The sequence below is a fragment of the Ideonella benzenivorans genome, from assembly GCF_020387415.1.
GTDB classification, from domain to species: Bacteria; Pseudomonadota; Gammaproteobacteria; order Burkholderiales; family Burkholderiaceae_C; genus Ideonella; species Ideonella benzenivorans.
The window spans coordinates 1-15293 of the sequence record NZ_JAGWCB010000001.1 but is presented as its reverse complement, the minus strand read 5'-3'; the positions used below and the strand labels follow the sequence as shown (position 1 = coordinate 15293).

Here is a 15293-nt window from a genome sequence, read left to right as displayed (position 1 = left end):
GGCTGTCTTTTTGCCGGGTTTGCTGCCCGCAGCAGGGGCTGAGATGCGCTGGTACCTGCGCCTGCTGGCCATCCTGCACCGGGAACTGGGTCAATTCGATCTGTGGTGGAGCCGGGCCGTCGTGCTCACCTACGCCGTGCTCACCGGGCTCAGCATCGTGCTGTTCGCCCGCACCACCGAATGGGCGCTGTCGCTGTTCTTCGACCTGCAGCACGCCCTCTGGTGGAGCCCGCTGCTGTGGACCCCGCTGTGCACCGCCGCCATCGTCTGGGTGACACGCCGCTGGGTGCCCGGCGCCGCCGGCTCGGGCATCCCGCAGGTGATGGCCGCGCTGGACAGCCGGGTCGAGCGCGCGCAGCGCGGCCTGTACGTCTCCATCAAGCTGGCCGTGGGCAAGTACCTGCTGGCGTCCTGGGGCCTGCTGGCCGGGCTGTCGCTGGGGCGGGAGGGCCCCTCCGTGCAGGTGGGCGCCGGCATCATGCACAACGCCCGCCACTGGCTGCCCCAGCGCAACCTGGTGTCCGAGCATGGGCTGCTGGTGGCAGGCGGCGCAGCCGGCATCGCGGCGGCCTTCAACACGCCACTGGGCGGGGTGATGTTCGCCATCGAGGAACTCTCGCGCCGGCCCGAGCAGCGCAACAGCGGCCTGATCATCGCCGCCATCGTGCTGGCCGGCCTGATGGGCGTCTCGATGCAGGGCAACGAGAGCTATTTCGGCATCATCCGGGTCGACGAGTTCCGGGCCGATCTGTGGTGGCCGGCCCTGCTGCTGGCCGTCACCTGCGGTCTGGCCGGCGGCCTGTTCTCGCGGCTGATGATCCGCTCGCAGAACGGGCTGGAGAACGACCACTTCAGCCGCTGGCGCCGGGCCCGTCCGGTGGCCTTCGCCGCGGGCTGCGGCCTGTTGATCGCGCTGATCGGCGTGGTCAACCAGGGCATCACCTTCGGCAGCGGCTATGCCCACTCGCGCGCCATGCTCAACGGTGAAGGCGGCATCCCGGTGGTCTATGCGCTGTTCATGTTCCTGTCCACCTGGCTGACGGCCTGGTCGGGCGTGCCCGGCGGCATCTTCGCGCCCTCGCTGGCCATTGGCGGCGCACTGGGCAATGACATCGCGCTGCTGACCGGCAACCCGCAGGTGCCGGCGCTGATCGCGCTTGGCATGACCGGCTTTCTGGCCGCGGCCACCCAGGCCCCGCTGACCGCCTTCATCATCGTGATGGAAATGGTCAATGGCCACGCCATGGTGCTCAGCCTGATGGCCTGTGCCCTGGTGGCCAGCGGCGTCTCGCGCATTCTCAGCCGGCCGCTGTACGGTGCCCTGGCCGAGATGCAGCTGGAGCGGCTGCCCAAACCCGCAGCCCCCGAAGCGTCCGAGGTTCCCGTGGAAGCGGACAAAAAAACGGAGCCCACGCGGGGCTCCGGAACATAGTCACTCCTTGAGACGCCGGGCCGCTGCTGAGACAGCCCAACGCGCCCCGAAATTATATCGTCACAAATATAACCTTGCCTGGATCGCCATGCCCTCCGCACCGCCCCTGTCGAAGAACGTGCTGACCCGCTACCGCGGCAACTGGCAAAGCGAGATCGACAGCGCCGCGATCTACCGCGCCATGGCAACGGCCGAGCCGCAGGCGGACCTGGCCGCGCTGTACCGGCGGCTGGCCCTGGCCGAGGAGGGTCATGCGCTGTTCTGGCAGCGGCGACTGGAGCAGGCGCTGGGCCGGCCCCTGCAGCCCCGCACCAGCACACGAGCACGGGTGCTGATCTGGTTGGCCCGGCGGCTGGGGGCCAATGCCGTGCTGCCCACGGTGATGACCCAGGAGACCGACAACCGCGGCACCTACGACGGCCAGACGGAGACCCACGGCACCGCCATGCCGGCCCAGGAACGCTCACACGCCCGCCTGCTGGCCCACCTGGCCAGCCGGGCCCGCCACGGCTGGAACGGCAGCCGCTATGCCCAGCTGGAGGGCCGGCACGGTGCCGGCGATGGCAACGCCCTGCGCGCCGCCGTGCTGGGCGCCAACGACGGGCTGGTGTCCACCTTCTGCCTGCTGATGGGCGCCGCCGGGGCGCAGTTCTCCGGCACCACGCTGCTGACCACCGCGCTGGCCGGCGCGCTGGCCGGGGCCGGCTCGATGGCCATGGGCGAATGGATTTCGGTGCAAAGTGCCCGCGAGCTCTACGCCCGGCAGATCGCGGCCGAGGCCGACGAACTGGAACAGGCGCCCGAGGAGGAGCGGGAGGAACTGGCCCTGATCTACCAGGCCAAGGGCTTCAGCGCCGAAGAGGCGCAGACCATCTCGCACCGGGTGATGGCCCAGCACGGCAGCGCGCTGGACACCTTGGTGCGCGAGGAGCTGGGCATCAACCCGGACGACCTGGGCGGCTCGCCCTGGGCTGCCGCCGGCACGTCCTTCGTGGTCTTTCTGCTGGGGGCGGCGGTGCCGGCGCTGCCCTTGCTGGTGGCCTCAGGCCCGCACGCGGTGCTGGCCTGCGCGCTGGCCAGCGGGCTGGGCCTGCTGCTGATCGGCATGGGCATCACGCTGTTCACCGGGGGCAGCGCCTGGCGCAGCGGGCTGCGGCAGCTGGCCATCGGCGCCGCCGCCGCGGCCCTGACCTACGGGGCCGGCCGCTGGCTGGCCACCGGGCTGGGCTGAGGCAGGGCCAGGGGCTTGGCATTGCTCACCCCCACGCGGCGGGCGAGGGTGCCCACGGTGAGCCCCTGCACCAGGATCGAGAACACGACCACGCAGTAGGTCAGCGACAGCACGACCTCCCGGCTGTGTCCGGCCGGCAGCGACAGGGCCAGCGCCACCGACACGCCACCGCGCACCCCGGCCCAGGTCAGCACCCGCCAGGTGCCCCGCGGCAGGCTCATCGTCAGCCGCAGCAGCGCCATCAGCGCCGCCACGCTCAGGCCGCGCGCCAGCAGCGTGATGGCGATGGTCAGCGCCGCTGCCACCAGAATGCCGCCGCTGAAATGAACCCGGATCACCTCCAGCCCGATCAGCACGAACAGCAAGGTGTTCAAGATGCCGTCCACCAGACGCCAGAAGCGCGACAGGTGGTCCTGGGTGTCCTGCGGGAAGTCACGGTCGGAGCGGCTGCGGGTGCCCACCACCATGCCCACCACCACCATGGCCAGCGGGCCGGAGAAGTCCAGTTCCTCCACCAGGCCATAGCCGCCCATCACGGTGGCCAGGGTCAGCAGCACCTCCACCTGGTAGCTCTGCACGTCCTTGAGCATGCGGTAGAGCAGGTTGCCCATCAGCAGGCCCATCAGGATGCCGCCGCCGCCTTCGCGCGCCAGCTGGCTGAGCGCCTCGGACGCCGTGGGCCAGTCGCCGGTCTTCACCATCGACAGGGCCAGCGAGAACAGCACCACGCCCACCGCGTCGTTGAACAGTGACTCGCCGGCGATGATGGCTTCCATGGTGCGCGGCACGCCGGCCGACTTCAGGATGCTGCCCACCGCCACCGCATCGGTCGGGGAGATCAGCGCGCCGAACACCAGGCAGTACGGCAAGGCCAGCCGCACCCCCACCATCGGCAGCAGCTTCCACAGCGCCAGGCCGACCAGCAAGGCGCTGACCACCGTGCCCGCCACCGTGAGCGCGACGATGGGTTTCTGGAACCGCACCAGCTCGCCCAGCTTGAACTGCAGCCCGCCGGCGAACAGCAGCACCGCGAGCATGCCGCGCATCAGCACTCCGGGGAAATCGATCGACGCCACCATCGCCGCCTGGTAGCGGCGGGGTTCGCTCCAGCCGATGTAGTCCAGGCCGATCAGCGCGCCGGAGATGGCCAGCGCGATGGTCATCACGCCGATGGTGGTGGGCAGGCCGATGAAGCGGTGGTTGATGTAAGCGAAGACGGCCGTGATGACCAGGCACCAGACGGTGATTTCAAGCATGGGGCGGCGGATCCGGGACGCGGTGCGGCAGCGAGCACAGCGTCATACGGTACCACCGAGGCCACAAAGTTCCCTGGGAAATGTGACCGCGTCCTCCGCCCCGTGGAGGCTCAGAAGGTTTCCCAGTCGTCCGATCCGGCCACCGCCGCGGCCGCTGGTTTCGCCGCCGCGGCTGGCGCGGGCGTTGCGGCCCGCGTCACCGGGGGCCGTGCGGCTGCCTTCGGCGCCGGCTTGTGCGGAGCCGGCGCACTGGCCACGGGGGCGGCTGGGCTGGCCGTCGAGGTGCTGCGCACCTCGTGGGCCGACAGGCGGAACACCGCCACCGCCTCAACCAGATGCCGCGCCTGGTTCTTCAGACTGTCGGCCGCAGCGGCGCTTTCTTCCACCAGGGCGGCGTTCTGCTGCGTGGCCTGGTCCATCTGGCCCACCGCCTCGCCCACCTGGGACACCCCGTTGGCCTGTTCAGCACTGGCCGAACTGATCTCGGCCACGATGTCGCTGACGCGGCGGATCGACCCGACGATCTCGCCCATGGTCTCACCGGCCTGCCCCACCAGCGCACTGCCCTTCTCGACCTGCTCGACGCTGCGGCCGATCAGGGCCTTGATCTCCTTGGCGGCATCGGCGCTGCGCTGGGCCAGCGCCCGCACCTCGCCCGCCACCACCGCGAAGCCGCGCCCCTGCTCACCGGCACGCGCGGCTTCCACCGCCGCGTTCAGCGCCAGGATGTTGGTCTGGAAGGCGATCCCGTCGATCACGCCGATGATGTCGCCGATCTTGCGGCTGCTCTCGTTGATCTCCTGCATGGTGGTCACCACCTGACTGACCACCTCGCCGCCCTGCATGGCCACGGTGGAGGCGCCTTGGGCCAACTGGTTGGCCTGCTTGGCGTTGTCTGCGTTGTGGCGCACGGTGCTGCCCAGCTCTTCCATCGTGGCTGCGGTCTCTTCCAGCGCGCTGGCCGCCTGTTCGGTGCGGCTGGACAGATCCATGTTGCCCTGGGCGATCTCGGCGCTGGCCGTGGCAATGCTCTCGGAATTCTGGCGCACGGTGGACACCACCTGGGCCAGGCTGCCCTGCATGCGCGCCAGGGCCTGCAGCAACTGGGCGGTTTCATCCCGGCCGTCGATGTCGATGTGCGAGCTCAGGTCCCCCTGGGCCACGGCCGAGGCCAGCTCCGCCGCACGCTGAATGGGTTGCGTGATGGAACGGGTGATCACCCAGGCTGCGCCGATGCCCAGGACCAGGGCCGCCGCAGCGAGTCCGATCAGGATCAAGCGGGCGCTTTGTTCAGTGGCACGGGACGCCGCATCCTGGTCCTTGGCCAGCTTGACGTTGTAGGCCCACCATTGCCGGATGGCCTGCTGGGCCGCCGTGTGAGCCTCAAAGGCCGGGCCATTCATCAACTGGGCCGCCTCGGTCATCTTGGCAGGGTCGCTGGTCGTCAGGCGCGACACCGCCTGGACCTTGGCCCATTGGGCGTCATAAGCCACCACGGCCGCGCGGGTGGCCTCCAGGTTGCGCCGGTCCTCGTCGTCCGAGACCAGGTTCTTGGCGTAGTGGTCCAGTTGCTGGTCCAAGCCGCGACGGATCTCTGACATCTGGGCCTCGATCTGGTCCATCTCCTGCGTCGAATTGCTGAGGATGTGACGGAAGCCATAGCGGCGGACGTCGTCGAGCCGCTGCGCGATCTCGTGCTCGGCCTCATAGGAAGGCACCAGGTTCTCGGCGTAGTAGTTGGCATTGCCGGCCAGGCGGCTCATCTGCAGCGCGCTGACGCCCGCCAGCACGGCCAGCAGGACCAGCAGCAGGCCAAAGGCCAAGCCCAGTCGCTGTCCGATTCTCAAGTTCTTGAACATGGTGTCTCCTCCCGTCCTGGACGGGGCTGCAAATTTCTGAAGGTCGCGCCATCAGGCCCGGGGCAGTTCGCCCCCGCCACGCCACAGCGGAGCCTCTCTTGTCAGTCAATCCCTGGTCCCGTGTTCGGTAAAACCTGACACGACTTGAGTGTTCCCAAATCGGCCCCCTTCAGAAGAGGGCAAAAGTGCGGGAAATGCACGCCTGATCCCCACTTTGGTGCGGTTTGGGATCAGCGGAAATCCCGGCTGCGGGCGGTCGGCGCCAGCCGGCCCAGCCAAGGGGTCAGGTCCTCGGCGTGGCCGACGATGAGGTTGCAGACCTCGCCCTCGCGCTGCCAGGTGCCAGCCAGGCCGAGCAGCCGGGCCGACACCAGCACGGTGCGGAAACGCTCGTAGACCCGCGGCCAGCAGATGGCCTGGACCAGGCCGGTCTCGTCTTCCAGCGTGATGAACAAGGTGCCGCTGGCGGTGGGCGGGCGCTGGCGCATGGTGACGATGCCGGCATGGCGCACCAGCCGGCCGGCCGGACAGGCCCGCAAGGCCTCGGCGGTGAGCAGGCGGCGGCGCTGCAACTGCGGGCGCAGCAGTTGCAGCGGATGGCGGCGCAGGGTCAGGCCGGTGCTCTGGTAGTCGGCCACGATCTCCTCGCCCTCGGGGGCGGCCGGCAGGGCCAGCGGGGCCTCGTCCACCGGCGCGCCGCGCAGCAGGGCCGGGGCGCGGCGCAGGCCGGCGGCTTCCCACATCTGCTGGCGGCGGTGGCCGGCCAGCGAGCGCAGCGCGTCGGCCGCCGCCAGGTAGCGCAGATCGGTCTGCTCCAGGCCGGCGCGGCGGGCCAGGTCCTGGGTGTCGGCGAAGGGCCCGGCGGCGCGGGCCTCGACGATGCGCAGGGCCGCGGCTGCAGACAGCCCGGCCACCAGGCGCAGGCCCAGGCGCACCGCGGGTGGCGGCCCACCCGCCTCCAGCGGCGCCGGCGAGGGCCCGTCCAGCGCGCTGTCCACCCCGCTGTGCTGCACGTCCACCGGCCACACCGTCACCTGGTGGCGCCGGGCGTCCTGCACCAGCTGGGCCGGGCTGTAGAAGCCCATGGGCTGGGAATTGAGCAGGCCCACCAGAAACTCCGCCGGGTAATGGCATTTGAGCCAGGCGCTGGCATAGACCAGCAGGGCGAAGGAGGCCGCGTGGCTTTCGGGGAAGCCGTAGTCGCTGAAGCCCTGGACCTGCTTGAACACGCCCTCGGCAAAGTCCTGCTCGTAGCCGCGCGCCACCATGCCACCCACCAGGCGGTCGTGGTACTTCTCCAGCCCGCCCTTGCGCTTCCAGGCCGCCATCGCACGGCGCAGGCCGTCGGCCTCGCCAGCGCTGAAGCCGGCGGCCACCATGGCGATCTGCATGCACTGCTCCTGGAAGATGGGCACGCCCAGGGTGCGTTCCAGCGCCACCTTCAGCTCCTCGCGGGGGTAAGTCACGGGCACCTTGCCCTGGCGCCGGTCCAGGTAAGGGTGCACCGCTCCGCCCTGGATGGGGCCGGGCCGCACCAGGGCCACCTCGATCACCAGGTCGTAGTAGCACGCGGGCCGCAGCCGCGGCAGCATGCTCATCTGGGCCCGGCTCTCGATCTGGAACACGCCCACCGTGTCGGCCCGGCTGATCATGGCGTAGGTGGGCTCGTCGCCCTCGGGCACCTGGTAGAGCTCGATCGCCCTGCGTTCGCGCAGGCCCACCATGGCCAGCGTCTTGCGCAGCGCGCTCAGCATGCCCAGGGCCAGCACGTCCACCTTCATCAGGCCCAGCGCGTCCAGGTCGTCCTTGTCCCACTGGATGACGGTGCGGTCTTTCATGCTGGCGTTCTCGATGGGCACCATGCGCGAGAGCCGCCCGGCCGTCAGCACGAAGCCCCCCGTGTGCTGGGACAGGTGGCGGGGAAAGCCCTGCAGCTGGGTGGCCAGCTGCAGCAACTGTTGTACCGCCAGCGCGTCCGGGTCCAGGCCAGTCTCGGCCACCCGGGCCGCGTCCGGCCCGCGGGTCTCCCAGCCGCGGTGGGCGCTGGACAGGGCATCGAGCTGCTCAGGCGTGAAGCCCAGGGCCTTGCCCACGTCGCGCAGCGCGCTGCGCGGCTGGTAGCTGATGACGGCCGCGGTCAGCGCGGCCCGCTCGCGTCCGTACTTGCGGTAGAGGTACTGGATGACCTCCTCGCGCCGCTCGTGCTCGAAGTCCACGTCGATGTCCGGCGGCTCGTTGCGCTCCTTGGAGATGAAGCGCTCGAACAGCGCGGTGAGCCGGTCGGGCCCGACCGCGGTGATGCCCAGGCAGTAGCAGACCAGGCTGTTGGCCGCGCTGCCCCGGCCCTGGCAGAGGATGCCTCGGCCGCGGGCGAACTGCACGATGTCGGCCACCGTCAGGAAGTAGTGCTCGTAGTGCAGATCGTCGATCAGGGCCAGCTCGTGTTCGATCTGGGCCCGCTCCTTCGCGGGCACGCCCTGGGACCAGCGCTCGGCCGCCCCGGCCCAGGTCAGCGTGCGCAGGTGGCTGGCCGCCGTCTCACCCGGGGGGATGAACTCGTCGGGATAGTGGTAGGTCAGCTCGTCCAGCGAGAAGTGGCAGCGCGCAGCCACCGCCAGGGTCTCGGCCAGCAGCTCGGGCGGATAGGCCTGGGCCAGCCGCAGCCGGGTGCGCAGGTGGCGCTCGGCATTGGGCTGCAGGTCCAGCCCGCAATCGGTCAGTGGCCGGCGCAGGCGGATGGCGGTCAGCACGTCCTGCAGCGGCTTGCGCGAGCGCACATGGAAGTGCACGTCCCCGCAGGCCACGCAGGGCACGGCACTGGCGGCGGACACGGCCTGCAGCCGCTCCAGCCAGCGCTCGTCGTCCAGCGACTGCAGCAGGCTCACGCCCCACCAGCAGCGGCCGATGAAGTGGCGCAGCAGCCAGCGCGCCAGATCGTGCAGGGCCGCGTCATCCAGGTGGCGCTCCGGCAGGACGAGGGCCACGCAGCCGGCCAGGGCCTCGCCGTCGATCAGGTCCTGCGTCAGCCGGTACTGGCCCTTGACCGGGCTGGCCCGCCGCAGCCGGGTGATGAACTCGCACAACTGGCCCCAGCCCAGCAGATCCGCCGCCAGCAGCACCAGGGTGAAGCGGGTCTGGCCGGCCTCGTCCGTCACCCGGAAGCGGCTGCCCAGCCGCAGTTGCAGGCCGCTGGCCTGCACCGCCGCATCCCGCCAGGCCACATGGGCCCGCACCACGCCGGCCACCGAGCATTCGTCGGTGATGGCCAGGGCCCGGTAGCCCAGCGCGGCGGCGCGCTGCACCAGCTCCTCCGGGTGGCTGGCGCCCTGCAGAAAGCTGTAGTTGCTGACGCAGCACAGCTCGGCATAGTCGGGCAGCGGCGGGCGGGGTTCGGCCATCGCGCGTCCTCTCCAGGGGGTCAGGCAAAGTGGCCGTGCAGGAACCAGGCCTCGCCGGCCTCGCCCTCCAGCCGCGTCTGGAAGACCCAGAGCACGCCGGCCCGCTCGCTCCAGGCCACCCAGTAGTCGCGCGCCACCGCGTGCGAGACCACGACGCCGGTGGCGCCCTCGGGCGCCGTGGCCTCGGCCCCCGGCGGCAGCGGCGCCGTGCTGCGGTGCCACCAGCCCCCCTCCACCCGCTGCGGCCCCAGCAGCAGCAAGAGGGGCTGGCCCTGGTGCACCGGCCGGTGCTGGCGCAAGCCCAGGCGCTGCGGGGCCGGCAGCAGAAAGGCCGGCTGCGGCAGCGTGGGCAGGCGCGCCCCGGTGCGCGGCAGGGGCCGGTCCAGCGGCTGCCAGCCCTGCATCCACTCGGGCCGGTGGTCCTCGCAGACCCGTGGGCGGCAGACGCGCTCGGCCCCCAACCGGGCGGCCACCCGCTCCAGCACCTCGTCCAGGGCCTGGGCTTGCTGGCGGGCATCGGGCCAGAGCTGGCCGCTGGGCGGGGCCAGGGCCTGCACTTCGTCGGCTGTCAGACGCAGCGCCGCGGCGGGCGCGGCCAGGGTGACCCGTGCCAGGTGCTCGGCCAGCAACCGGGCCAGGTGCTCGGTCTGGCGGGCCGGCTGGGCGGTGCGCACGGTCAGCGCGCCACCGGGGGCCACGTCGCGGGCGCGCATGGAGTCGTGCTCCCAGGCCAGGGTGAAGGCCAGCACCCCGGCGTGGCGGGCCTGCAGCCAGCCGCAGAGCTGCAGCAGCAGGCGCTGGGCGCCGGCCAGCAGGGCCGGCGCCTGCTCCACGCGAAAGGCCAGTTCCAGCCGCGCGCTGAAGGTCTCGGGCAGGGTGAGCCAGGAGTGGGCCTCGGGCAGCGTCCCGTAGGCCTGGTCCAGCGCGGCCAGCAGGCCGGCCTCGAAGCGGCGGGCCAGGCCGCCGCGCGGCAGGTGGCGCACCTCGCCCAGGCGATGGCAGCCCATCAGGTGCAGGGTGTCGGCGTGCGGGCGCAGGCCGTCCAGCGTCTCCAGCGGCAGCGGGTCCAGGGCATCGGCCAGCGGTACGTCCAGCCCGGGCACCCGGGCCGGCTGCGGCGATGTGCCCTCCACCGTGGCTTGGCGGGCCAGGGCCTGGGCCGCACTGGCGGTGCTGGCCCAGGCCACGCCGCAGGCCCCCAGTTGGCGGCCTTCGGTGGCCAGGCGGCTCAGCAGCGTGGCCTGGCCGCCGAACAGGCGCTGGCTGGCGGCCAATTCCAGGCGCAGGGCATCGCCGCAGCAGGCCACCCGCGGCGTGAACTGCAGGGCCCAGCAGGCCGGCCCCTGCAGGTCGGCCGCGGGCGCGCCCTCAGCGGGCGCCGGCCAGCACAGGGCGGCCCAGAGCATCGACCTCCTCCTCCCGCACGGGCACGGGCTGCGGCACGGCACTGCGGCGCGCCGCCAGCCAGCGCCGCGGCTGCAGCAGGCGGCTGGGCAGTACCGCGCCCAGGGTGCCGGGCACCGAGGGCAGGCTGACCTCGCCCTCGTGCACCGGCCCGCGCCGCTTGAACACCTGGACCTGCAGCGCCCAGTCCAGGTCCACCCGGGCCTGCAGGCGCAACGGGGCGGCCGAGGATTCCTGCCGCGCCGCCAGTGGCCGGCAGGCAAAGACCAGGGCCTCGCTGCCCAGGGCGTTGACCTGCAGGCGGCGGATCTGCTCGGGCCGGGCCTGGGGCACCCAGGCCAGCACCAGGGCGGCGGCCTGGGCGCGCAGCAGTTGCTCGGTGCACCAGAGCCGCTCGGCCGTGGTCTGTGCCTGCACCCAGACCAGGGCCGAAGCCGGCAGCCCGCACTGGGCCAGGCCCGGCAGATGCGGCACCTGGGGCGGCCCCACCAGCACGACGGGTCGCCCCTCGGCCGCCAGGGCCCGGGCCACCGGACCCAGCAGACGCCACTCCAGCAGGGCCGGCTGGGGCTGCAGCAGCTCGGTCAGGGCACCGCAGGGCCAGCCGCCGCCGGGCAGCTCGGCGTCCAGCGCGGCGTGGCCGCTGGAGCGCACCGCGCCCCGCGGCCCCGTCCAGGCCCGGGCCGGCCAGACCCGGCCCGCCACCTCGGGCGGCAGGGACAGGGGCGCGGCAGCGGCGCGCGCGTGGACATCGGAGGCAGGCATGGCGGCAGAAGGCAAGGCACGGGAAGATACTGTACATCCATACAGCCTTCCTGGCCATGCCGGCAGGCCCGGCGCCCGGGATCAGGGGTAGCGGCGCCGTTGCGGATAGGTCCGCAAGTCCTCCGCCGCGGCAGGGTCGAGCACCCCCAGGGCCTGAGCCAGGGCGGCGGCCAGATCCCGGTCGGCCCAGGGCTGGGCGGTGATGCGGCGGTGCTCGGCATCCACCACCAGGTTCGCCCGCTCGAAGCGCAGGCCGGCCCAGTACGCTGCGGTCTGCGCCACGGCCTCGGGCGAGGCGTGTTCGGCCGTGTAGTTGTGCGTGCCCCGGCAGCCGTCCATCACCCCGGCGGCGGCCAGCACCAGGTTACCCCCGCAGATGCTGGCCAGCCAGGCGCCCTGGGCGGCCGCGACCTGCAGGCCGGCCCGCGCACGGCCGGTGGGCACGATGGAGCCTGGGTCCCCGCCCGGCACCAGCACCGCGGCCACGGCCTCGGTGTCCAGCCCGCCGTAGTCGCCATCGGCCTGCAGCCGGGCCCCGTTGGAAGCCCGGTGCACCGCGCCGTCCGGCGTCAGGTAGCGCAGCGGCCAGTGCGGGGCCAGCACCTCCACCGCCAGGGCGATTTCCTGGAACACGCAGCCGGGGTAGAGCAACACCGCCACCGGCCGGCGCACCAACAGATCGAGATTCATGGGTTCAGCGCCTGGCGGCGCCGGGCCGCGGCATCCGCCTGGGCCGTGTCGCCGCGGGCACGGTACAGGAGTTCCAGCTCTTCGTAGACATAGGGATCGGGGTCGGCAGCCGCCTCCCCCTCCTCGGCCAGGGCCTGCTGCCGGGCCAGCGCCTCGTCCTCACGTCCCTGCAGGCGCAGGCACCAGGCCACCATCCAGCGGGCGACACGGGTGGGGCCGGCCGCGCCCTGGGCTTCGCGCAGGCGCAGGGCCTGTTCGAACGAGGCCAGGGCCAGATCGTCACGGCCAGCCTCGTGCCAGGCCATGCCCAGGTTGTTGTAGAGCGAGGCCTGCCAGCGCTGAGCCGCAGGCTGAGGGGAGGCCTGGGCCACGGCCAGCGCCGCCTCGGTGCGCTGCCGCTGGGCGGCCGGCTCGGTCTCGACGAAGGCCAGCATGTGCAGGGCATCCACGGCCAGATCGTCCAGCCCGGCCGCGCGGGCCTGCTGCGCCGCCCGCTCCCAGGCCATGCCTGCCCGGGCACGGGCCTCGGCGGTGCGCTGCTCTGGCGCATGGGCGGCCGACACCCAGGTGCGCCCCCATTCCAGCCACCAACGCACCTGAACCTCGGGGCCGGCCCCCGCCAGCACGGGCTGCAGCCCTTCCAGCAGGGCCCGGGCCTGCACGAACTGCTGCCGCAGACCCTGGCTGCGTGCGATCTGGGTGTAGAGGATGAGGGTGAGGGCTTCGTCCCCCTGTGCCGTGGCCAGGGCCTGCCGAAAGCGCTGTTCGCTGCGCTCGGGGTGATCGAAATCCCAGAGGGACTGAACATCAATGGGCAAGCCCATGGCGTGACTCCCGATCGACAGCCCGCCCAGCCACAGCGTCACCGCCGCCCAGCGCTGGACACGGCCTCTCTGGATCGCTGCGGCAGGCTGGCTTCCCGTCATGGCCTGCAGCTTAGCCTGCCCCCCCGTCTCCGGGAAAGCCCGAGGCCATGTTGCAGCGCAGCTATGGGAAATCACCCAGACCAACGCACGAACGGTCGTTCTTTAATTCGCCCACTCCGGGTCGATCCCCCGTCGGGCGTCGGTGCCGGAGCCACAACACGCAGAGGAGACCCCATGAAACGCTGGTTCCTGAAGACGGTGGTGGCGGCGGCCTGCATCACCGGCACGGTCGCGCCGACCGTGGTCCATGCGGCCGACACCTACACCCAGACGCGCTACCCCATCGTGCTGGTGCATGGCCTGTTCGGCTGGGATTCGATCGGCCCGGTGGACTACTGGTGGGGCATCGACAGCGGCCTGGCCTCGGGCGGCGCCAGGGTCTATGTGTCGCAGGTCTCGGCGGCCAACAGCAGCGAGGTGCGCGGCGAGCAGCTGCTGGCCGAGCTGCAGCGTCTGCAGGCCACCTACGGCTACAGCAAGTTCAACCTGGTGGGCCACAGCCACGGCGGGCAGGCAGTGCGCTATGTGGCCGCCGTGGCGCCGCAGCTGGTGGCCTCGGTCACCACCATGGGCACGCCGCACACCGGCAGCCCGGTGGCCGACGACATCAAGGCCGGCACCACGGCCACCGGCACCACGGCCTGGGTGGCCTCGGTGGCCAATGCCTTCGCGGCGCTGATCAGCCTGCTCTCGGGCAGCCCCGACCTGCCGCAGGATTCCGAGGCCGCGATGAACTCGCTGACCACGGCCGGCGCGGCGGCCTTCAACGCCAACTACCCGCAGGGCGCACCCAGCAGCAGCTGCGGCCAGGGGCCGGAACTGGTCAACGGCGTGCGCTACTACTCGGCCGGCGGCAATGCGGTGCTGACCAATGTGTTCGACCTCAGCGACGCCCTGCTGACGCTGACCTCGGTGAGCTTCAAGGGCGCGTCCAACGACGGCCTGGTGGGCAAGTGCGCCTCGCACTGGGGCACGGTGCTGCGCGACGACTACGCCTGGAACCACCTGGACGAGATCAACCAGGCCTTTGGCCTGCGCGGCCTGTTCGCGCCCGACCCGGTGGCCTTCTACCGCTCGCAGGCCAACCGCCTGAAGTCGATCGGCCTGTGATGCCCGCCCGCCACACGGCCCTGTGGACCGGGACGGCGTTGCTGCTGTGCGGCGGGCTGTGGTGGGCCTGGACAACCCAGGCGCCCAGCGCACGGGCGGCGGGGCAGCCCAGCCCCTCAGCCTCCCCCCTGGGCACCACCGCGGCCGGAGCGCAGCCCGCGACCCTGGAGGCGGTGGCAGCCCTGCAACCCAACCCCTCGCGCGTCCAGCGCAGCGTGGCCCAGGTGCGACAAGCCCTGTACGAGCGAGGCTCGCTGCGTGGCGCGCAACCCGACGGCGGTTTCCGCCTGGATGCCCAGGGCCGGCTGGTGCCGAACCAGGCGGTGCGACGGCGCTTCGACCAGCTGTTGACCACGCTGGGCGAGGCCACGGTGGAGGAACTGGGCGCCCTGCTGCAGCACCAGGCGCGCACCGAGTTGGGCAGCGAGGACGGCGCCGCCCAGGTCATGGCGGTGTGGGAACGCTACCTGCAGCTGCAACGTCAGCTGGCGCCCACCAGCACCACCAGCCCGCCCACGGCGGACAGCCTGGCCCTGGCCCTGCAGGAGCGCGCCCGCCAGCGCCGCCTGGTGCTGGGCAACGACTGGGCCGAGGCCTTCTACGGCGACGAGGAGGCGGCGCTGCAGGCGCGGCTCAAGCGCGATGCGCTGACGCCCGCCGCCGCATCGGCTGACAAGCTGCCCGACAGCGGACTGCCCGCAGCGGCCCGCGCCCCGCACCCCGGCGAGGACCTGACCGCCCTGCAGCGGCAGCGGGAGGCCACGCTGGGGCCGGAGGCCGCCGCGCGTCTGCAGGCCCTGGACCAGGCCCAGGCAGCCTGGACGCAGAAGGTGGCTGAGGTGCGCCGCCAGATCACCCAGCTGCGCGGTGCGGCCGAGCTCTCGGCGCTGCAGCGGCAGCAGGCCATCGATCAGTTGGTCGAGGCCCGCTTTGCCCCGGAGGAGCAGCGCCGCGCCCGGGCCGTGCTGGGCCTGGATCCGGGCGGTGGCTGAACGACTGAGCCGCTGCCGTGGCGCTCACTCGCCGAGGTAGGCGGCGCGGACCTTGGGATCGGTCAGCAGCGCCTGGGCCGGGCCGCTCATGCTGACCTCGCCCGAGTCCAGCACATAGCCCCGGTCGGCCAGGGCCAGCGCCCGGCTGGCGTTCTGCTCGACCAGCAGCATCGTCGTGCCCTGCGCGTGGATGGTCTGCACCACCTCGAAGATCTTGTCCACCATGATGG

11 protein-coding genes and 1 pseudogene are annotated in these 15293 nt (G+C 72.1%); 4 read left to right on the top strand and 8 right to left on the bottom strand.

All coding sequences use genetic code 11. The features are described 5' to 3' along the window. Positions 1-43: 43 nt before the first annotated feature. On the top strand, positions 44-1432 hold the full coding sequence (locus KGA65_RS00060; RefSeq protein ID WP_225861098.1) for a chloride channel protein: 1389 nt from the start codon (positions 44-46) through the stop codon (positions 1430-1432). 88 nt (positions 1433-1520) lie between these two features. Beyond that, positions 1521-2663, top strand: a complete 1143-nt coding sequence (locus KGA65_RS00055; RefSeq protein ID WP_225861097.1) for a VIT1/CCC1 transporter family protein — start codon at positions 1521-1523, stop codon at positions 2661-2663. Here KGA65_RS00055 and KGA65_RS00050 read toward each other — a convergent pair. The 7 genes from KGA65_RS00050 to KGA65_RS00020 form a co-directional block, all read right to left on the bottom strand. Next, positions 2624-3919 carry a cation:proton antiporter gene (locus KGA65_RS00050; RefSeq protein ID WP_225861096.1) on the bottom strand — a complete coding sequence of 432 codons (1296 nt, stop codon included), beginning with the start codon at positions 3917-3919 and terminating at the stop codon, positions 2624-2626. The two genes, KGA65_RS00055 and KGA65_RS00050, sit on opposite strands and share 40 nt — an antisense overlap. A gap of 110 nt (positions 3920-4029) precedes the next feature. After that, the gene (locus KGA65_RS00045) at positions 4030-5778 is read right to left on the bottom strand and encodes a methyl-accepting chemotaxis protein (protein WP_225861095.1); all 1749 of its coding nucleotides are present in this window, start codon (positions 5776-5778) and stop codon (positions 4030-4032) included. 230 nt (positions 5779-6008) lie between these two features. Further along, entirely contained in the window at positions 6009-9176 is a 3168-nt protein-coding gene (locus tag KGA65_RS00040) for an error-prone DNA polymerase (RefSeq protein WP_225861094.1), read from the bottom strand. Positions 9177-9196: 20 nt separating this feature from the next. Beyond that, a complete protein-coding gene (locus tag KGA65_RS00035; protein WP_225861093.1) occupies positions 9197-10582 on the bottom strand; it encodes a Y-family DNA polymerase in 1386 nt (461 codons plus the stop codon). Then, positions 10545-11345 (bottom strand): translesion DNA synthesis-associated protein ImuA, encoded by an 801-nt coding sequence (gene imuA / locus KGA65_RS00030; protein ID WP_225861092.1) that lies wholly within the window; start codon positions 11343-11345, stop codon positions 10545-10547. Before imuA ends, KGA65_RS00035 begins: the two co-directional genes overlap by 38 nt. 81 nt (positions 11346-11426) lie before the next feature. Next, on the bottom strand, positions 11427-12035 hold the full coding sequence (locus KGA65_RS00025; protein WP_225861091.1) for a DJ-1/PfpI family protein: 609 nt from the start codon (positions 12033-12035) through the stop codon (positions 11427-11429). Then, positions 12032-12859: a tetratricopeptide repeat protein gene (locus KGA65_RS00020; protein ID WP_225861090.1), complete on the bottom strand. Its 828-nt coding sequence runs from the start codon at positions 12857-12859 to the stop codon at positions 12032-12034. The genes KGA65_RS00025 and KGA65_RS00020 overlap by 4 nt, the downstream gene beginning before the upstream one ends. 276 nt (positions 12860-13135) lie before the next feature. Here KGA65_RS00020 and KGA65_RS00015 point away from each other — a divergent pair, with 276 nt between their 5' ends. After that, a complete protein-coding gene (locus KGA65_RS00015) occupies positions 13136-14071 on the top strand; it encodes an esterase/lipase family protein (protein WP_225861089.1) in 936 nt (311 codons plus the stop codon). Continuing rightward, complete coding sequence (locus KGA65_RS00010) at positions 14071-15063, top strand: lipase secretion chaperone (RefSeq protein WP_225861088.1); 993 nt, start codon at positions 14071-14073, stop codon at positions 15061-15063. Before KGA65_RS00015 ends, KGA65_RS00010 begins: the two co-directional genes overlap by 1 nt. A gap of 24 nt (positions 15064-15087) precedes the next feature. Here the strand turns inward: KGA65_RS00010 and KGA65_RS00005 are convergent. Further along, positions 15088-15293 (bottom strand): annotated as a pseudogene (locus KGA65_RS00005) (ABC transporter ATP-binding protein); the annotation flags it as partial.

Coding starts and splice junctions, on each gene's coding strand:
- KGA65_RS00045 (WP_225861095.1), bottom strand. CDS start 5,778: ATGTTCAAGAACTTGAGAATCGGACAGCGACTGGGCTTGGCCTTTGGC.
- KGA65_RS00020 (WP_225861090.1), bottom strand. CDS start 12,859: ATGGGCTTGCCCATTGATGTTCAGTCCCTCTGGGATTTCGATCACCCC.
- KGA65_RS00050 (WP_225861096.1), bottom strand. CDS start 3,919: ATGCTTGAAATCACCGTCTGGTGCCTGGTCATCACGGCCGTCTTCGCT.
- KGA65_RS00035 (WP_225861093.1), bottom strand. CDS start 10,582: ATGCTCTGGGCCGCCCTGTGCTGGCCGGCGCCCGCTGAGGGCGCGCCC.
- KGA65_RS00025 (WP_225861091.1), bottom strand. CDS start 12,035: ATGAATCTCGATCTGTTGGTGCGCCGGCCGGTGGCGGTGTTGCTCTAC.
- imuA (WP_225861092.1), bottom strand. CDS start 11,345: ATGCCTGCCTCCGATGTCCACGCGCGCGCCGCTGCCGCGCCCCTGTCC.
- KGA65_RS00010 (WP_225861088.1), top strand. CDS start 14,071: ATGCCCGCCCGCCACACGGCCCTGTGGACCGGGACGGCGTTGCTGCTG.
- KGA65_RS00015 (WP_225861089.1), top strand. CDS start 13,136: ATGAAACGCTGGTTCCTGAAGACGGTGGTGGCGGCGGCCTGCATCACC.
- KGA65_RS00060 (WP_225861098.1), top strand. CDS start 44: ATGCGCTGGTACCTGCGCCTGCTGGCCATCCTGCACCGGGAACTGGGT.
- KGA65_RS00055 (WP_225861097.1), top strand. CDS start 1,521: ATGCCCTCCGCACCGCCCCTGTCGAAGAACGTGCTGACCCGCTACCGC.
- KGA65_RS00040 (WP_225861094.1), bottom strand. CDS start 9,176: ATGGCCGAACCCCGCCCGCCGCTGCCCGACTATGCCGAGCTGTGCTGC.